This window comes from Pseudomonas sp. FP453, assembly GCF_030687495.1.
Classification (GTDB): domain Bacteria; phylum Pseudomonadota; class Gammaproteobacteria; order Pseudomonadales; family Pseudomonadaceae; genus Aquipseudomonas.
The window spans coordinates 3,746,573-3,764,039 of sequence record NZ_CP117435.1 but is presented as its reverse complement, the minus strand read 5'-3'; the positions used below and the strand labels follow the sequence as shown (position 1 = coordinate 3,764,039).

12 protein-coding genes are annotated in these 17,467 nt (G+C 61.9%); 6 read left to right on the top strand and 6 right to left on the bottom strand.

What is annotated here, in order from left to right; genetic code table 11:
- Positions 1-4: 4 nt before the first annotated feature.
- The 4 genes from PSH87_RS16895 to PSH87_RS16880 are packed head-to-tail and all read left to right on the top strand — an operon-like array spanning position 5 to position 4,592.
- On the top strand, positions 5-1,054 hold the full coding sequence (locus tag PSH87_RS16895; RefSeq protein ID WP_305430314.1) for a branched-chain amino acid ABC transporter permease: 1,050 nt from the start codon (positions 5-7) through the stop codon (positions 1,052-1,054).
- 19 nt (positions 1,055-1,073) lie between these two features.
- Positions 1,074-2,414, top strand: coding sequence for an ABC transporter substrate-binding protein (locus PSH87_RS16890; protein WP_207043547.1), 1,341 nt, complete (start codon positions 1,074-1,076; stop codon positions 2,412-2,414).
- A gap of 3 nt (positions 2,415-2,417) precedes the next feature.
- On the top strand, positions 2,418-3,185 hold the full coding sequence (locus tag PSH87_RS16885; protein WP_305430311.1) for an ABC transporter ATP-binding protein: 768 nt from the start codon (positions 2,418-2,420) through the stop codon (positions 3,183-3,185).
- A 12-nt stretch (positions 3,186-3,197) separates the two neighbouring features.
- Positions 3,198-4,592: an FAD/NAD(P)-binding protein gene (locus PSH87_RS16880; RefSeq protein ID WP_305430310.1), complete on the top strand. Its 1,395-nt coding sequence runs from the start codon at positions 3,198-3,200 to the stop codon at positions 4,590-4,592.
- Between the two features lie 103 nt (positions 4,593-4,695).
- On the opposite strand, the gene PSH87_RS16875 is transcribed toward PSH87_RS16880, so the two are convergent.
- The 4 genes from PSH87_RS16875 to PSH87_RS16860 are packed head-to-tail and all read right to left on the bottom strand — an operon-like array spanning position 4,696 to position 9,280.
- The gene (locus PSH87_RS16875) at positions 4,696-5,931 is read right to left on the bottom strand and encodes an efflux RND transporter periplasmic adaptor subunit (RefSeq protein ID WP_305430309.1); all 1,236 of its coding nucleotides are present in this window, start codon (positions 5,929-5,931) and stop codon (positions 4,696-4,698) included.
- Complete coding sequence (locus PSH87_RS16870; RefSeq protein WP_305430307.1) at positions 5,921-7,384, bottom strand: TolC family protein; 1,464 nt, start codon at positions 7,382-7,384, stop codon at positions 5,921-5,923. Before PSH87_RS16870 ends, PSH87_RS16875 begins: the two co-directional genes overlap by 11 nt.
- Positions 7,377-8,576, bottom strand: coding sequence for an ABC transporter permease (locus PSH87_RS16865; protein WP_305430306.1), 1,200 nt, complete (start codon positions 8,574-8,576; stop codon positions 7,377-7,379). Before PSH87_RS16865 ends, PSH87_RS16870 begins: the two co-directional genes overlap by 8 nt.
- The gene (locus PSH87_RS16860) at positions 8,573-9,280 is read right to left on the bottom strand and encodes an ABC transporter ATP-binding protein (RefSeq protein ID WP_305430304.1); all 708 of its coding nucleotides are present in this window, start codon (positions 9,278-9,280) and stop codon (positions 8,573-8,575) included. Before PSH87_RS16860 ends, PSH87_RS16865 begins: the two co-directional genes overlap by 4 nt.
- A gap of 357 nt (positions 9,281-9,637) precedes the next feature.
- Here PSH87_RS16860 and PSH87_RS16855 point away from each other — a divergent pair, with 357 nt between their 5' ends.
- Positions 9,638-10,396: a TetR/AcrR family transcriptional regulator gene (locus tag PSH87_RS16855; RefSeq protein ID WP_305430303.1), complete on the top strand. Its 759-nt coding sequence runs from the start codon at positions 9,638-9,640 to the stop codon at positions 10,394-10,396.
- A gap of 269 nt (positions 10,397-10,665) precedes the next feature.
- Entirely contained in the window at positions 10,666-14,415 is a 3,750-nt protein-coding gene (locus PSH87_RS16850) for a YncE family protein (RefSeq protein WP_305430301.1), read from the top strand.
- A 104-nt stretch (positions 14,416-14,519) separates the two neighbouring features.
- On the opposite strand, the gene PSH87_RS16845 is transcribed toward PSH87_RS16850, so the two are convergent.
- Positions 14,520-15,581, bottom strand: a complete 1,062-nt coding sequence (locus tag PSH87_RS16845) for an FUSC family protein (protein ID WP_305430300.1) — start codon at positions 15,579-15,581, stop codon at positions 14,520-14,522.
- Positions 15,582-15,780: 199 nt separating this feature from the next.
- A complete protein-coding gene (locus PSH87_RS16840; RefSeq protein WP_305430299.1) occupies positions 15,781-17,397 on the bottom strand; it encodes an NADP-dependent glyceraldehyde-3-phosphate dehydrogenase in 1,617 nt (538 codons plus the stop codon).
- Between the last annotated feature and the right edge of the window lie 70 nt (positions 17,398-17,467).

The window sequence follows — 17,467 nt, the reverse complement described above, 5'->3', positions numbered from 1 at the left end:
AACCATGTCGATTCCTGTTGCACAAGAAACCGCGCCCTTGTTGCTGATCCAGCGGCGCATCCCGTGGGGCCTCCTTGGCCTGTTGGCGCTGGGGTTTGTCGTGGTGCCGCTGTGGGGCAATGACTATTGGCTGAACGCGATTTTGATACCGTTCCTGGTGCTGTCCCTGGCCGGGCTGGGTCTGAACCTGTTGACCGGCTACACCGGGCAAACCTCGGTGGGCGCGGCCGGGTTCATGGCCGTCGGCGCGTTTGCCACCTATGGGTTTTTGCTGCGCCTGCCGGAGCTGGGCTTGCCGGTGGCACTGCTCGGCGGCGGGATCATCAGCGCGCTGGTCGGGTTGCTGTTCGGCTTGCCCAGCTCGCGGATCAAGGGCTTTTACCTGATGGTCACCACGTTGGCCGCGCAGTTCTTTTTGGAATGGCTGTTCGTCAAATTCCCCTGGTTCTACAACTACGGCTCGTCCGGGACCATCTCCGCGCCCAAGCTCGCGCTGTTCGGCCATGACCTCAACACCCCGCTGGGCCGCTACCTGCTGACGCTGGTCACGGTGCTGCTGCTGACCTGGACCGCGATCAACCTGGTGCGCAGCCAGGTGGGGCGCAACTGGATGGCGATCCGCGACATGGACACCGCCGCCGCCGTGGTCGGCATTCCGGTGGTGCGCTACAAGCGCCTGGCGTTTGCGGTCAGCTCGTTCTACTTAGGCATCGCCGGCGCGTTGTGGGCCTTTGCCTACTTGGGCACAGCCAGCGCCAGCAGCTTTGATATCAATCGCTCATTCCAGATCCTGTTCATCATCATTATCGGTGGCATGGGCAGCATCGCCGGCAACTTCGTCGGTGCGGCGTTTATCAGTGTGCTGCCGATTTTCCTCAGCCATGCCGGGCAGGCGTTGTTCGGCGGCTCGGTGGATGCGGGGCAGTTGCAGAACCTGCAGAAAATCATCTTTGGCGTGTTGATCATCGTGTTCCTGATCAAGGAACCCGAGGGCTTGATCCGCCTGTTGCACAACCTGCGTGACCGTGTGCGGCAGTGGCCGCTGCGTTTCTAACTTCCCAAGAGAATCTTCCATGCGTGCATCCTTGAAACGTTCCCTGGTCGGCGCTGCGTTTGCGCTGGCCACCCTGGCCGGTGCTGTGCCCCAGGCAATCGCCTCGCCGGACCAGCAATTCATTCCCCTGGCCACCTACCGCGTCGGCGCCTATGCCTCCAGCGGCGTGCAGGTGTGGGCCGGGATGATCGACTACCTGCGTTATATCAACGAGGTCGAAGGCGGTATCAACGGCGTCAAATTGGTCTGGCAGGAATGCGAGACCGAGTGGACGGCGGAGAAGGGCATCGAGTGCTACGAGCGCTTCAAGAATGGCCTGGACGGCGCGCCGGTCGCGGTGTACCAGCCCAACGGCGCACCGGCGGCGTATGCCCTGAGCGAGCGTGCGGAAGTGGACAAGATCCCGCTGATCACCCTCGGTTACGGGCGCACCGAAGCCACCGACGGCACGGTATTCCCGTACAACTTCCCGGTGATGCTGACCTTCTACAGCGAGGCCTCGACCCTGGTGAACTACATCGCCCAGCGTGAGGGCGGGTTCGACAAGCTCAAGGGCAAGAAGATCGCCACGGTCTACCACGACTCGGCCTACGGTCGCGAAACCCTCGGCCCGTTGAAGTTGCTCGCCGAGAAATACGGCTTTGAAAATATCCAGATTCCCGTAGCCGATCCGGGCAACGAGCAATCGGCACAGTGGCGCCAGGTGCGCCAGGCCAACCCGGACTGGGTGTTCCTGCGCACCTGGGGCGTATCGACGCCTGTTGCGGTGAAGACCGCCGCGCGCTTTGGCTTCCCGGTGGACCATATCATCGGCGACATCTGGGCCAGTTCCAGCGAAGACGTATTACCCGCCGGTGCCGCCGCCAAAGGCTACCTGGCCCTTACGCCATACCCGGCCGGCGCCGACTTCGAGATCCACAAACGCCTCAAGCAATACATCCTCGACAAGGGCCACAGCGACCTCAAGGACCTGAAAAACTTCGGCAGCGTCTACTACAACTCCGGCCTGGTAAACGCCGCCGTGGCGGTGGAAGCGATCCGTACCGGCCAGGCCAAGTTCGGCAAGCGCCCGCTGAATGGCGAAGAAGGCCGCTGGGGCCTGGAACACCTGAACATCGACGACGCGCGCCTCAAGGACATGGGCTACCTGGGTCTGATGCAAAACCTCAAGCTGTCGTGCCGCGACCACGAAGGCGGCGGCTCGGCCCGCGTGCAGCAATGGGACGGCGCCAACTGGACGCTGGTCAGCGAGTGGATCGCTGCCGACCGTGCACTACTGCGCCCGCTGATCGATGAAAAATCCGCAGCCTTTGCCAAGGAAAAAGGCCTGACGCCGCGCACCTGCACCGGGGATGAATAAACCATGAGCCAGCCCGCCGCTGAATCCGCCAGCCCGTCGCTGTTGGCGGTCAACGACATCGAAGTGATCTACGACGGCGCCATCCTGGCGGTAGCCGGGGTTTCGCTGCACGTACCCAAGGGCGCCATCGTCGCCTTGCTCGGCGCCAATGGCGCCGGCAAGAGCACCACGCTCAAGGCGATCTCCGGGCTGGTGCGCGCCGAGCGGGCCGAGGTCAGCCGTGGGCGCATCGAGTATGCCGGGCGCGACCTGGCCGGCATCGACCCCAGCCAGCGCGTGCGCCAGGGCATGGTCCACGTGCTGGAAGGCCGCCATGTGTTCGGCCAACTCACGGTGGAAGACAACCTGCGCAGCGGCGGCTTTGTGCGGCGCCTGAGCCGCAAGGCCATGGAGCACGACCTGGAGCGCATCTACAGCTGGTTCCCGCGGCTCAAGACCAAGCGCCACACCCGCGCCGGGCTCACCTCGGGCGGCGAGCAGCAGATGGTCGCCCTCGGCCGCGCGCTGATGACCCGTCCTACTTTGGTACTGCTCGATGAGCCGTCGATGGGTTTGGCGCCTATGATCGTGCAGGAGATCTTTGCGATCATCGCCCAGCTCAATCGCGAACAGCAGGTGAGTTTCCTGATCGCCGAGCAGAATATCAACGTCGCGCTGACCTATGCGTCCCACGGCTACGTGCTGGATACTGGCCGCGTGGCCTTGAGTGGCAGCGCCGCCGAGCTGTTGGCGCGGGGCGATTTGCATGACATTTACCTGGGTAAACAGTAAAGGCGAACAGGCATGACTGAATCCATCCGCAACGCTGATGTGCTGATCGTCGGTGGCGGGCTAAGCGGCACGATGCTCGCGGTGCAATTGCTGCGGTTGCCGGGCACGCGGCAGATCCTGGTGATCGAACCACGCGCCGAGCTGGGCCGGGGCGAGGCCTATAGCGCGGTCGAGCTGGGCCACACGTTGAACGGCAACGCCGCACGCATGAGCGTCGACCCGGACAATGCCGACGACCTGACCGAATGGCTCACCGCCTATATCGGCGCCGGGGGCTGGCCGGAGTCTCGCGAGCAACCTGTGCCCATCAGCGAACTGTTCCCGCCCCGCGGGATTTTCGGCCTGTATGCGCAGCAGCGACTGGCCGAGGCCAAGGCGTTGTCGGCGTCTACTGTCGAGCATGTGCGCGGCGAAGTCGTGGATCTGCAAGTGGAGGACGACGGCGCGTTGCTGACCCTCGCGGATGGCCAGCAACTGCGCGGCGCCTTTGCCGTATTGGCCACCGGCATGTTCCCGGCGGCGCGTACACCACAGACGCAATCCAGTGGCTTGAACGCAGCGGCAGTCGACCCCTGGGACGTGCAGGCCATGACGCAGATTGACCCGCAGGCGAGCGTGCTGATCATCGGTTCCGGGCTGACCATGGTCGATGCCGTGGTCTCGCTGGAACAGGCCGGCCATCGAGGGCCTATCGAGATTTTTTCGCGGCATGGCCTGCTGCCCCATGTGCGTCGGCAGCCGCCGGGCTGGGTGGATTTTCTTGCCGAGGATCACAACGTGCGCAGCCCTCGGCAACTGCTGCGCGAAGTGCGTCGCCAATGCCGCATCGCGCAGGCGCAGGGCATTGACTGGCAGGCGCCGCTGGACACCGTGCGCGCGCATATCGGCCGCCTGTGGAGCCAGGCCAGCGAGAGGGAGAAACGTCAGTTTGTGCGCCACGTACGGCCGTGGTGGGAAAGCCATCACCACCGCTCACCGCCGTTGAGCGCGCAGTTGGTGGCGCGGTTGCATGAAGCGGGGCGGTTGCGGATTCGGGCGGCCTCCTACAAAGGCTTGGAACCGTCGGCGCAAGGCGTGAACATTCGTGTGCGATATCGCGGTGAGCAGTCGATCACGCCTGTTTCGGGAGCGGCGCTGATCAACTCCAGCGGCATCGAATACGACTGGCGCCGCGTAGCCCGGCCCTTGCCGCAGCAACTGCTCAAGCGCGGACTGATCCAGCCCGGGCCGCTGGCGCTGGGGATTGCCGCCGATGCCAGTGGGGCGGTGGTGGATGCGCAGGGGCGGGTCAACCAGCGGTTGTTTGCCATGGGCCCGCCGTTGCGGGGGTTGTGGTGGGAGAGCACGGCGGTGACGGACGTGGCACTGCAAGCCAAAGCGCTGGCCGCCAAGTTGGCAAATATCTAAATGTGGGAGCTGGCTTGCCTGCGATAGCGGTCTGTCAATCAATCCATGCTCAGCTGACCCACCGCTATCGCAGGCAAGCCAGCTCCCACAATTGATCGGTGTTTCAGCTGCCGACCTTCACAAACCCGGGTTTGAGGCCAAACACTTCGACGCCTTGCGCTGTCGCTTGCCCGGTCGTGACCTTGACCCGCTCCACCGGTTTGTCCATCGCCTCGCGATACTCCACCTCGCCCGTGCTGATCGCTTGCGCCGGCACCACCATCGCCTGGGCATTGTTGTAGGTCACGATGGTCAGCCGCGCACTCATCCCCAGCCGCACCCGCTGCAACTGTTGCGGCGTGAGTTGGGGAATCGACAGCGTCACCGGAAATTGCGCACTGCCCTGGCTGTCGCTGGTCATCGCCAGGCCGCTGACCACACTCACCGAGCCGTTGAGCCGTTCGCCGTCAAAGCCGTCCCCCAGCACTTCCACCGCCTGGCCCTGATGCAGTCGGTTGATGTCCAGCTCCGAGACCTTGGTGACGATTTTCAGCCGCTCGATATTGGCCAGGCCAAACAGCACCTGGCCCTGGCTGACCTTGCTGCCCGCCTGTAACGGGGCGTTGCTGGCGCCGGCTTGCGGGGTGTTGGCGCCGGGGGCCGGGACGACGATGCCGGAGAACGGCGCCTTGACCTCGCGGCCTTCCAGCAGTTGGCGCAGGGCGTCGTACTTGACCGTGGCGTTGGTCAGTTCCATCTCGGCGATCTGCCGGTATTCGCCCTTGCCCTGGTCGATGGCCTGTTGCAGTTCGCCGCGCGCGGAGGCGAGGTCCAGTTGCTGCTGTTGGGTTTGCTGCTTGAGTTCGTCCAGTTCGTTGCGCGGGATGATGCCGCGCTGGAACAGGTTTTCGCTTTCGGTGAGTTTGCGCTGGGTGTTGCCGGCGCTCATCTCGGCGGTGCGCAGGCTGCGGCGGGCGCGGCTGACGGCGGGGCCGTTGTCCCAGTCCTGCATCTCTTGCACGGTGCGCCGCGCCTTGAGCTGGGCGGACAGGGCGTCGCGCAGTTGCACTTCAAGGGTGGCCGGGTCCATGCGCAGCAACACCTGGCCGGCTTCGACCCGCTGGCCTTGCTCCACCAGGTTGGCCTGCACATTGCCGTCAAACGGTGCGGTGAGGGTGATCGTGGTGTCGGGCTCGATCTTGCCCACCAGGCCGATCTGGTGCACCAGCGCGTCGGGCTGCACGGCCAGCCATTGTTCGCTGGCGGCGGGGCTTTGGGCCGGGCTGCGCAGGGCGAACCCGGCGGCGGCCACCAGCAGGATCAACAGCGCGCCGATCAGGCGTTTGCGATTAGTAGTCATTGAGGGCGATTTCCCAACTTTCCAGTGTCATGCCCAGGGTCAAGTCGAGCTGGGTCTGGGCGTTCAGATAAGCGATCAGCGCGTTGAGCTGGGCGTTTTCGGCGTTGCGTAAATCGCTCTCGAAACTCAGCACCTGGAAGTTGGTGGAGCGCCCGGCGCTGAGTTTTTCCCGTTCGATGTCGATCTTGCGCCGCGACAGTTCCACAGCGCGCTGGGAGATTTCGTATTGGCGCCAGCGCGTGCCGAGGTCGCGCACCACGTCGTTGACGCTGCGTTCCAGTTCCTGGCGCGCGTCGGTGATGCGGATCTCCTGGTCCTGCACGTTCACCCGTGCGCGCACTTCGGCCTGGCGCGTGCTGATGTCGCCGATGGGGATCTGCACCTGCACGCCGGCGTAGCTGTCCCAGGTGCGGTTGTTGCCGCTGCCGTTGTCATTGTTGTAGGTGTCGCGCAGCTGGTTCGCACCGGCCACCAGGTCCACTTGCCAGCGCCCGGAGTCCTTGGCGATCACCAGGTTGAGGTCGGCCTGCTGGCTGCCGAGCAGGGCGGCGAGGTATTCCGGTTGCTGGTTCTGCGCCAGGTTGAAGGCTTGGCGTTTGTCGATCTGCATGGGCTTGGCCTCCAGGGCTTCGGTGGCGCGAATCGGCGTGGACAGGTCCAGCGCGAGCAGGCGCAGCAGAGCCAGGCGGCTGCTGTCGAGCTGGTTCTGCGCTTCTTCGACGCCCAGTTGTTGGGTGGCGATATCGGCTTCGGTCTGCACGATTTCAAACTCGGCCATGCGCCCGGCGGCGATCAGCGCCTTGTTCACCTCCAGCAAGGTGCCGGAGCGTTTCAGGGCGTCTTGCACGATGCCCAATTGTTCCTGGGCGCGCAGTAGTTCGCGGTAGGTGGCGATGATCTGGCTGATGGTTTGCGCCACGGTGGCCTTGAGGTTGAGGCGGTTGGCCTGTTCCGACAGGCGCGACAGGCGCAGCGGCGCGGTGGTGGCGTCCCAGCCGGCGCCGCGCATCAGTGGCTGGATGATCGCCAGGTCGAGGCCGTCGCTGCGGTAGCGGCCGGCACGGTCGGCGGTGTTCAGTTGTTGGGTCCAGCCCATGCTCAGGCGCGTGCCGTATTCGCCGAGCAGGCTGGTGGCCGGCGCGAGGTTGGCGTTGCGTGCGTTGTCGGCGCTGCCACGGGTACTGCGGTAGTAGCTGTTGAGGGTGAGCTTGGGGTTGAAGGCGTCTTCGGCAACGCGCAGGTCGAACTTCTGCGCCACCCGTTGCAGGTACGCGCTGCGGATCGCCGGGTTGTTGCGCAGGCCCAGGTACACCGCGTCGCCGAGGGTCACGCTGGTGACCTGGGCGTTCAGCGAGACACTGCGGCTGCTGCTGGGTGCCGAAGGGTTGATCACGATGTCAGCGGCTGCGCACGGCAGGCTCAGCAACGCCAGGAACAGCAGGCCTTTATTCATCGCGCAAGGCCTCCACCGGCTGCAACCGGGACGCCGAGACCGCCGGGTAGATGCCGAAGAACAGCCCCACCAGCAGCGTGCTGCCGACCCCGAGGGGCAGGGCGGCAGCGGCGAGGGTGAACGCCCAGCCTGAGAGCCAGGCGTAGAGCCAGGCGGCGGTCATGCCGAGTACCGCGCCGCAGGCTGCGCCCACGGCGGTGAGGGTCACGGCTTCGAGCAGGAACAGGTTGCGGATATCCCGCTGGCGCGCGCCAAGGGCCATGCGGATGCCGATCTCGCGGCGCCGCTCCGAGACGTTCATCAGCATCACGTTCATCACGCCGACGCCGCCGCCCACCAGGGAGATCGCGCCGAGGGCCAGCAGCAGGTAGGCGAAGGTGCGGCTTTGCCGGGTCATGCCATCGATCATTTGCTGGGGCACCTGGATGTCCACGGTGTGGTCGCTGAGCTGGCGTTGCAGGACGGCGCTGGTGCCTTTGGCCATGGCCTCCATGTCCTGGTCGGGGGCGGCGCGGATCACCACGTTGCCGATCTGCGGGTTGGCGTAGATGCGTTGCATGCCGTCGGCGGGGATAAACAACGATTCATCGCCTTGCACCGGCATCAGCAGCGCGCGGGGCTGGCTGTGCAGGATGCCGACGATGAGGAACAGGTAGTCGTTGATGCGCAGCCGCTCGCCTAGTTTCAGCGGGTCGCCGGGCGTGCTCAGGGCCTGGGCGAGCTGGCCGCCGATCACGGCGAAGGTTTCGTTGGCGTCAAAGTCCGACAGGAAGCGACCTTCGCGCAGGCTCAGGCGCATGGCGTCCTGGATGCCCGGCGTGCTGCCGACCAGGTTGGCGTTGGCGGTGCGGCCATGGAACACCACCGGCCCGCTGAACAGGCTGAGCGCGCCGATATGGGCGATGCCCGGCACGGCCTGGCGCACGGTGTCGAGGTCCAGGCGCGCAAGCATGGGGCTGCTGCTGCCGGGCTTGGTGGGGAACTGCGCGACCAGGGTGTCGGTGCCCATGTCCTTGAAGATCAGGGCCGCGTCCACTGCCGCGTTGTGGCCGATATTGATCAGCGCCACCACCGAGGAGCTGCCGATAACGATGCCCAGCAGCGCCAGCATCGAGCGCTTGCCCAAGGTGCGCAGGCTGACGAACGCTTCATGCAGCAATTGGCTCAGGCTCTGCTCGACCCGCAGGCTCATGGGCGCGGGGCCTCTTGCACCGTGCCGTTGCGCACGAGGATCTGGCGGCCCAGGCGCGCGGCGATCTGCGCGTCGTGGGTGACGATGATCAGGGTCACATGCTGGTCGCGGTTGAGGGCCAGGAGCAGGTCCATGATGTCCTGGGCGGTATTGCTGTCGAGGTTGCCGGTGGGTTCGTCGGCCAGGATCACCGAGGGGGTGCCCACCAGCGCCCGGGCGATGGCGACGCGTTGGCGCTGGCCGCCGGAGAGGTCGGCGGGGCGGTGGTGGGCGCGTTCGGCCAGGCCGACCTGTTCGAGCATGCGCAGGGCTTGCTCCACCGATTCGTGGCGCGAGATGCCGCGGTAACTCAGGGGCAGGGCCACGTTGTCCAGCGCACTGAGGCGCGGCAGCAGGTTGAAGCTCTGGAACACAAAGCCGATCTGCTGGTTGCGGATCGCCGCCAGCTCATCGGGGCTGGCGCTGAAGATATCGTGCCCGGCAAAGTGGTACTGGCCGCAGTTGGGCAAGTCCAGCAGGCCGAGGATATTGAGCAGGGTGCTTTTGCCGGAACCGGAGGCACCGAGGATGCCGCAGCTGTCGCCACGGGCGATGGCCAGGCTGACGTCATTGAGAATGGACAGGTGTTGCCCGGCTAGCTGATAGCGCTTGCCGATGCTCTGCAGGGAGATCAAGCCTGGGTGCGCGGGGGTATCTGTCATCATGACTACGCCTTCAGTCTCGCCGCTGCCGCCATGCCCCCGGTAAAGCTTTGTAACAAGTTCGGGAGCTGCCTGGTGCGCGTCACGGACTGGTTTTAGTTCTTGTTTTTAAAATATTGTTTGAATAGTAACTGCGTTCAACCTGCTCCGCCAGCCGTCGATGTAGAGCGTTTTTACCCCTTGAAACGATTCATCTGGAGGGCATTCGGGGCCAGGAAAAACCCTCTGACTAGCCGTCATACGCCTATCCACAAGGGCTTTGGATGATATGGCGGTGTGTCACTACTTGCTTTCGGCCAGCCGCCCCGGTATAAAAAATCAAATTATTTTTTAAAACAATATTTCCGCCGTGGAACTCTTATGGTCGCGAAGAAACTCAGTGCTCCGAACGTTACCAAAACTCGATTGCTGGATGCGACTGAGGCCCTCTTCATCAAGTACGGATACGACGCGGTTTTGTTGCGGCAGATTACCGAGCGCGCCCAGGTCAACCTGGCGGCGGTGAACTACCACTTCGGGGACAAGGATTCCCTGATGAAAACCCTGCTGATGCAGCGCCTGGAACCGCTCAACGAGCAGCGCCTGGAATTGCTGGCACGGTGTGAAGCCGAAGCCGACGGCCCCCTCGACTGTGACACCTTGCTCGGCGTGCTATTTGCCCCGGCCATGGGCCTGGAGCGCAGCGACCCGGCAAGCGCCAGTGGGGAAGGGCGCTCCTTTATCCGTTTCCTCGGCCGCGTCTACAGCGACACCTCGCCGTTCATCCAGGAATACCTCAAGGTGCATTACCAGCCGGTGTTCCAGCGCTTCTTCGAAGCCTTCGCCCTGGCCCTGCCGGACTTGCCGCGCAACGAGCTGGGCGTGCGCCTGCAGTTTGCCCTCAAGGCGATTTCCGGGGTGATGGCCGGCACCGAACTGCGCCTGCTGATGAATTCCATGAGCCTGGGCCGCCCGGCGACGGATGCCGAGGTGATGGCCAAGTTGATCACCCTGGTGTCGGCGGCGATTCGCGTGCCGCAGCAGAGTCCCGAGGCGGAAACCGCGTTGGCGCGGGTGCTGGATACCCAGCGCGCGATTCGTGAACAAGCGGCGGCACCGGTCGCCAAGGCTTCGCGTTAAGGCAAATCCGAGGCAAAAAAAAGCCCGCTGGGGCGGCGGGCTTGATATGCAACATTTGTAACGGATGAGGCTTCACACTACGACTGTTGATGTGAATAAAACGTGAAAAAAATGTAAGAAAAAGTATGGTTGGTCAGTCGGGTCTACGGCCTTTCGTCGGCACTGTCAATTCTGACAGCTAGACACCCCCCCCTCGCCAGTATCTGATTTCCTTGCCACCACGCGCCGCAGTTTTTTGACGCGTTCCCATCTGCGAGGAGCGTATTGCCATGTCCCGTCGACCCCACGATCACAACGTCACACACGAGTCAGACCACGACCACGCGCACGACCGAATGCTGTGCCGCCCTCACTCCAATCACCTGCCAAAACCTGCACCTGGCCCCGTCAACCCGCCGCCGACCCGGGTTGAGGATCTGGAGCCCCCCTACTCGGCGTTTCCACGAATCAACATCCAATTGGCCCCCTACCCTGAAGTGGGGGAGTATGGCCTGGGCATTCGCCATGTACGGCCGTACGCCCAATTTGTATTGGAACAATGGCACGGTTTTAGCCTTAACGACTACTTCGCCGTGTACCTGAATGACTTGATCAACGCGGCTGCCGACGACATCGCCTTGGAAAGTCGCAATGCCTACGACTTATTTGTTCCCGAAGAACGCGTACCGGAAGGCGAAGTTAAAATCTATGCGCGCGTTGAGCGAACAGGCCCTGGAACCCCTAGCACTTCGCCGATTCAGACCATCCTCATCAAAACCACTCGCCCTGGGGGAATAGACACCGACCCAGGGAATCCCTGGCATACCGGCCTGCGCCTAAGCGTCGAAGGTTTTCCTGCGGGCTCGGTGATCAGTCCCCCGGACGTTGTAGGCGGTTTGTGGTGCCTGATCGAGAGGTATGAAAACATCCGGCACAACGACGACATCCAGCTTTCCTGGGATGGGATTTTTGTCCATCACACGGTGAGCCCTAGCGAAGCAGCGGGGCCGGGGCCTGTTCGGGTATTTGTGCCCAAGGCCGTCATCGATGCCGGTGGCCAGGCCGGGGAATTGACTATTCGCTTCAGGGTGCAGGACGTCGTCAAGAATTTTTCGGGGGAGAAGTATCAGTATTCAAAATCCTATTTCCTGAATGCCGAGTTGGATAGCAGCCTGCTTCTTGCTCCGCGCTTTCTAGTGGACGGCGAATTGCTCGACTCCAAGCAGATCGACTTCGACACGCAGAGCGATGCAGCATTTGAGGTGTTGATCAACACGGGCCCTGTATTCCCGACGCCCAACCCTAGACGTCAAATTACCGTGATGCTTGTCGGCACCCTGGAGGATGGAACGAGCAAGACTTACCCGCTTGGGCCCGTAATCGACAATAATTTCGGCGTCACATTCGTTCCGCTAGACAACGGTATTATCAAAGAGCTTATCGGCGGCTCGTTTCGTATCTCGTACACCTGGCATACGCAGGCGGGGGTAGAGTTGGGTCGTTCCGGCAGCCTTACGATCACAGTGGTCGGTACTCCGTCATCAATGCCAGTGGTCGACGTCAGTCCCATTGAACTGGGCTTGATCCCTACCGACACTGCCATCATGGTCACGATACCGCCTTACACGCCGCATAACGCCAGCTGGCTGGAGCGCCTGGTGATCCGGCACATTCCGTCAGGCGGTGGTGGGGGGATTTTTTTCAAGCAGGAGCAATTGGCCGGGGCGCAAGGCGGCGTTCGCTATGTTACTGCGGCTGAAATGGCGCCCTTCAGTGAGGTGGGGCCGATTGAAATCTTCTATGAAGTGGATGATGGCTCGGTTTCCATCCTCGACGGCAGTGTTTTAACCGTGCGCCAATCGGACATATTGGGCGCAAGGGTCGGTGAGCGTACGGCCGATATGCCTCAACCGATTCTGCAGGGCGCTATTGGCAACAATGTGAACCCTGCGGATGTACCGGGCCTCGAAGTGTTGCTCACCTTCCCTTACGAGGACACACTGAACGGCGACACATTGTATTTTTCGTGTATCGGCTCAGGGGTTGGCGGCTCCTTCAGCGGCAGTATTTCAATCAACGGTAGCACTGCCGGAAAAGCGTTGCCCTACCCCGTGCCTCGAAGCATTCTGGACAACAACCTCAATGGCAGCTTGCGTATCAGCTATAGCTTGCATCGTCCCGGCACGCCGCCGCTGATTCTGCGCTCTGAGGTGCTTCACCTTACCGTGGGGGTCGGCGTGTACCTGGGGCGGCCGGTGATTGTCGGCGCCTCGCTGTCACCCGATGAACTCAACCCGCTGGCCGCACTGGCAGGCGCTACCGTCCTCGCGCGATTCAACCCGACGCTTGCGACGGACTACATCAATTTCGACTGGTTTACCGACGATGGCATCGGCAGCACCACACTGGGCGCGCCAGGCAACGCGTCCACGCATGAAACAAGTGTGACATTTTTGCCGCGCACGATCGCCAAGTGCATCCGTGAAGGCGGCAGTACGATTGACGTGCAGTACCGATTCAATCGCGGCTCGATTCCATATGATTCCGATATTGTCTCCTTGCGGCTGTTGCCGTTGACAGGCTTGCCAACGCCGAAGATCGACGGTATCGACGGCACCATACTGGACCTGTCGCGCCTCGACCCGAACGCACGCACCCGTGTTGCGATGTGGCACTTCATCTACCCCAATCAACGGATGTGGATGAGCTATACCGGCACCCAAGGTGGGCTCCCCTGGACCGAAGATACCTACACCGCGAACCTGGTGACGGACGACGGCGTCGCCAACGGCATCCGGCCACCCACCCCCGTCGACAAGCTGAAACTGCTCGACGATGGCTCGGCACTGACCATTAAGTTCTGGGTCAGCCTGGCTGAAAGCGCGGATAAAACCACGGCGATCCTGTTTGGTGTGGCGCACTTCATTGTCCAGGCGCTGCCCAGTGTGCTGCCTCATCCGTTTATTGGCGGTACGGCGGATGTCGATCAAGATGTAACTGTTGCGCCACTGTCCATTGAGCACAACACGACGGTGACCGTCAAATACACCGGAATGAGTGGCAATGACGACATCAGGCTGAGGTGGATATATGCCGATGGCACGCACTATGAGACATCCCTCCGTGGCGTTGCGGGCGGAGAGCTGGTGTTTAACTTGACCAGTGCCAAGGTGTTGCACCGCAGCGTGAACAGTACGGTGCAGTTGCGGTATTGGGTAGATCGCGGGGGCGTTGAGAACCCTATTCCATCGCAGGTTCAGACCGTCAGGGTAGGCACCATTCCGGCCGCCAGCCTGGCAGGGCCACGGATCAACGGGTTGGCCAGTGGGTCGACGCTGGATCTGAGTGCCTTTACCGGCAATGGGGTGGCGTCGTTGGCTAAATGGGCGCTGAGCAACATTAATCAGCGTGCCTGGATTACTTGCAGCAGTGCGGGAGTTACGCCGCTGGAAGTACTGGGTGCCGGTGGTGCGTTGATTAGTGCTCCGGAAGCGGCCAATGGTTTGGTGAACAAGCCTGCATTACGTTCCTGGTTTGAAGCGCTGGTCGACAATACGCAGATCACTGTGACTGCCGAAGTGACCTTCAATGGCAGTACCAACAGGGCAACTGCGGTTGGGTTTTCGCCAGTGAGTTATACCATCCATAAGCCATTGCTGAATGACTTTACGAGTTTTAATAATTATGACTTTAACGGCTGGACGAGTGGCTATCAGCTTTATATTGGGTTGTCCGGCAGTGATTACTATCTGTATGGGCCTCATGGTTTAATGATTGCAAAGACTTTTAGTGGTGTGGGGCCGGGTACTTATGAAGTGTCTGTGACCTATCGAAATGCAGATAATTTAGAGGCAAAATACAATCACATCTTGCTGAGGTGGAACGGTGGGCAACATAACTTTGCCACCACTGAGAGTAGTCAGTGGGTCACTGTGACAACACCGCTGATTCGAGTGTCGGATCGCGATCTATTAGTTCAAATTTCCATTGGTGGCTGGAATGTGAAATATACCAGTATCAGGGTGAGGAGAGTTTACTAAGTTAGGTTTTGCTGTTTTGAGGGGGGGGTAAGCATGCCGCGCCTGGGCGCGCGGCATGACGTTCAAACTGGAACACGTATTTTTATACGTGTTCCTTTTTTTACTTAAATCTTCCATTGCTTAGCGGTTTTCGCCAACCGCTGACGCATCGCATCCACATTGCTCAGCAACTGTAGCGTCAACAACCGATATCCATCCAGTGCGCTGTAAACCGGCGCTTCCAGCGCATGACTACTGCTGGAGATGTTCCCTGGCCGCTCCAACCGCTCTGTCACCCCCGACTTCAACGCCCGCGCCATGCCCACCAACTGCACGCGGATCTGCCGATGCTCGTCCTTCAGCATCAGTTGCATCCGTGCCATTGCCAATGCATCACGCGGGTCTGGCCGCGTGTTACCAAGAATCTCCAACGTGCTGATGCACAGGCGCAAGTGCCGCTGGATCGCGTCCAACTCGGTCATGGAGATCCGCACTTCCTTGGATACCGAAGGCATCAGCGAACGCAATTGCACCATCGCCGCGTTCAGGCGATTCAGCAGTTTGAAGTGCTCATCATCGGTAACCGACCGCCCACTGATAATCCGGCTATAAATCTCGGCACAATCACGCAACGCACTGGCCAGGTTGTAGCGCCACGAATACACCGCATACAGCGGCAGGGCGAACGAAAACGCCAGTGCCAACACGATACCGATCAGGATATCCACGGTGCGCCACAAACCGTCCGACACCGGATTGTCCCCGTGCCCGGCGACGATAAACACGGTGATCGCCGACAGCAGCGCGATGTACCCACCCTTGCCGATGGCGTGATAGGAAAAGAACCCGCACACCACCGACATCAGCAAGTAGGTCAGCAGCGGTTGGCCCAGCCACGCCTGTTGCAGCACCAACAGCAAGCCGACGCTGGCGCCGATCAAGGTGCCGTAGGCGCGCTCCACGGCTTTCTTGCCGATATTGCCGTGGTGTTGCAAGCCGCCGATCACGATAAGCATGGTCACCGACGCCCACTCGCCGTGGGGCAGGTTGATGCCGGTGGTCAGCAGGATCGTCGCCAGCAAGCCGATGGACACGCGCACGGCGTGGATCAGTTTGGCGTGGCGATAGCGGCGGTACGGGTCGAGCAGCGGGCGCAGCAGGCGCCGGGCGAAGAGGGGCAGGTTCATCGGTACTAAAATGGCCTCAATAGTCAGGATGCGTGCAGTCAACTGTGGGAGCTGGCTTGTGTGGGAGCTGGCTTGCCTGCGATGCAGGCACCTCGGTCCTTCAGCCAAACCCGGGTGATGCCATCGCAGGCAAGCCAGCTCCCACAAAATCCAGCTCCTACAAAAGCCAGCCCTCACACAAGACTGGCCAGCGGAGTGTTTAGAAGATGTAGTCGGTCGTCAGGAAGCTGGAGTCACGGTTTTTCAGGATATCGCTGACCAACGCCTTGTTGCTCTCCTGGAACTTGGTCGCCACCAACGTACGGATCGAGAACACGCGCAACGCGTCATGCACCGACAATGTGCCCTCGGCCGAGTTCTTGCGCCCGTTGAACGGAAACGTGTCCGGCCCGCGCTGGCACTGGGCGTTGATATTGATACGGCCGACCTGGTTGGCGAAGGTGTCCACCAGCTTGCCGACGGCTTCGGGGTTGGTGCCGAAGAGGCTCAGTTGCTGGCCGAAATCCGAGTCCAGCACGTAGTCGATCACGGTCTCCAGGTCGCGGTAGGGCACGATCGGTACCACCGGGCCGAACTGTTCTTCGTGGTACACGCGCATCTGCGGGTTCACCGGGTACAGCACCGCCGGGTAGAAGAACGAGCCGCGACTTTCGCCGCCATGGGCGTTCACCACCTGGGCGCCGTGTTGCGCGGCATCGGCCACCAGGCCGTTGAGGTAGTCGACCTTGCCGGCCTCCGGCAGTGGCGTCAGCGACACGCCGTCTTCCCACGGCATGCCGGGTTTGAGGCTGGTCAGCTTCTGGTTGAATTTCTCGATGAAGCGTTCAACCACGTCTTCATGCACAAAGAGGATTTTCAACGCGGTGCAACGCTGGCCGTTGAACGACAGGGAGCCGGTGACGGCCTCGCTGACGGCGTTGTCCAGGTCGACCTCGGGCAACACGATACCGGGGTTTTTTGCATCCAGGCCCAGGGCCGCGCGCAAACGGTGCGGTTTTGGGTGCAGCTTCTTCAAGTCGCTGGCGGCCTTGTTGGTGCCGATAAACGCAAAGATGTCGATCTTGCCGCTGGCCATCAGCGCGCTGACCGTCTCGCGACCGCTGCCGTAGATCACGTTGATCACCCCGGCCGGGAAGCTGTCGCGGAAGGCTTCCAGCAACGGGCGGATCAGCAGCACGCCGAGCTTGGCCGGCTTGAACACCACGGTGTTGCCCATGATCAGCGCCGGGATCAGCGTGGTGAAGGTTTCGTTCAGCGGGTAGTTGTAGGGGCCCATGCACAACGCTACGCCCAGTGGTACGCGGCGGATCTGGCCGAGGGTGTCCTGCTCCAGTTCGAAGCGGCTGGAGCGGCGATCGAGTTCCTTGAGGGCGTTGATGGTGTCGGTGATGTAGTCGCAGGTGCGGTCGAATTCTTTCTGCGAGTCCTTGAGGTTCTTGCCGATCTCCCACATCAGCAGCTTGACCACGGCGTCGCGCTGTTCACGCATGCGGCGTAAAAAGGCTTCGACGTGCTGGATGCGCTCGACCACGCGCATCGTCGGCCACTCGCCCTGGCCGCGGTTGTAGGCGCGCACGGCGGCGTCGAGGGCGGTGAGGGCGGTGTCGGCGTCCAGCAGCGGCGTGCTGCCGATGTGTACGCGCTTGTCACCGAGCTGCACCGGGCTTTGCACTTGGGCCAATGGGCCGTTCCACACCTGCAACTGGCCATCGACCAGGTAATCACGCTGTTCAATGGGCGCCGCCAGGCGGTATTGCTCGGGAATGTCGTTGGCGGTGGCGGGAAACAGCTTGTCGAGCAGGTTGCTGGTGGTCATGTCGCTACCCCTGGAATAGTTGCAAAACATGACTAGAGAGTCACCCAACACAGGGCTCTATGGCAAGGCT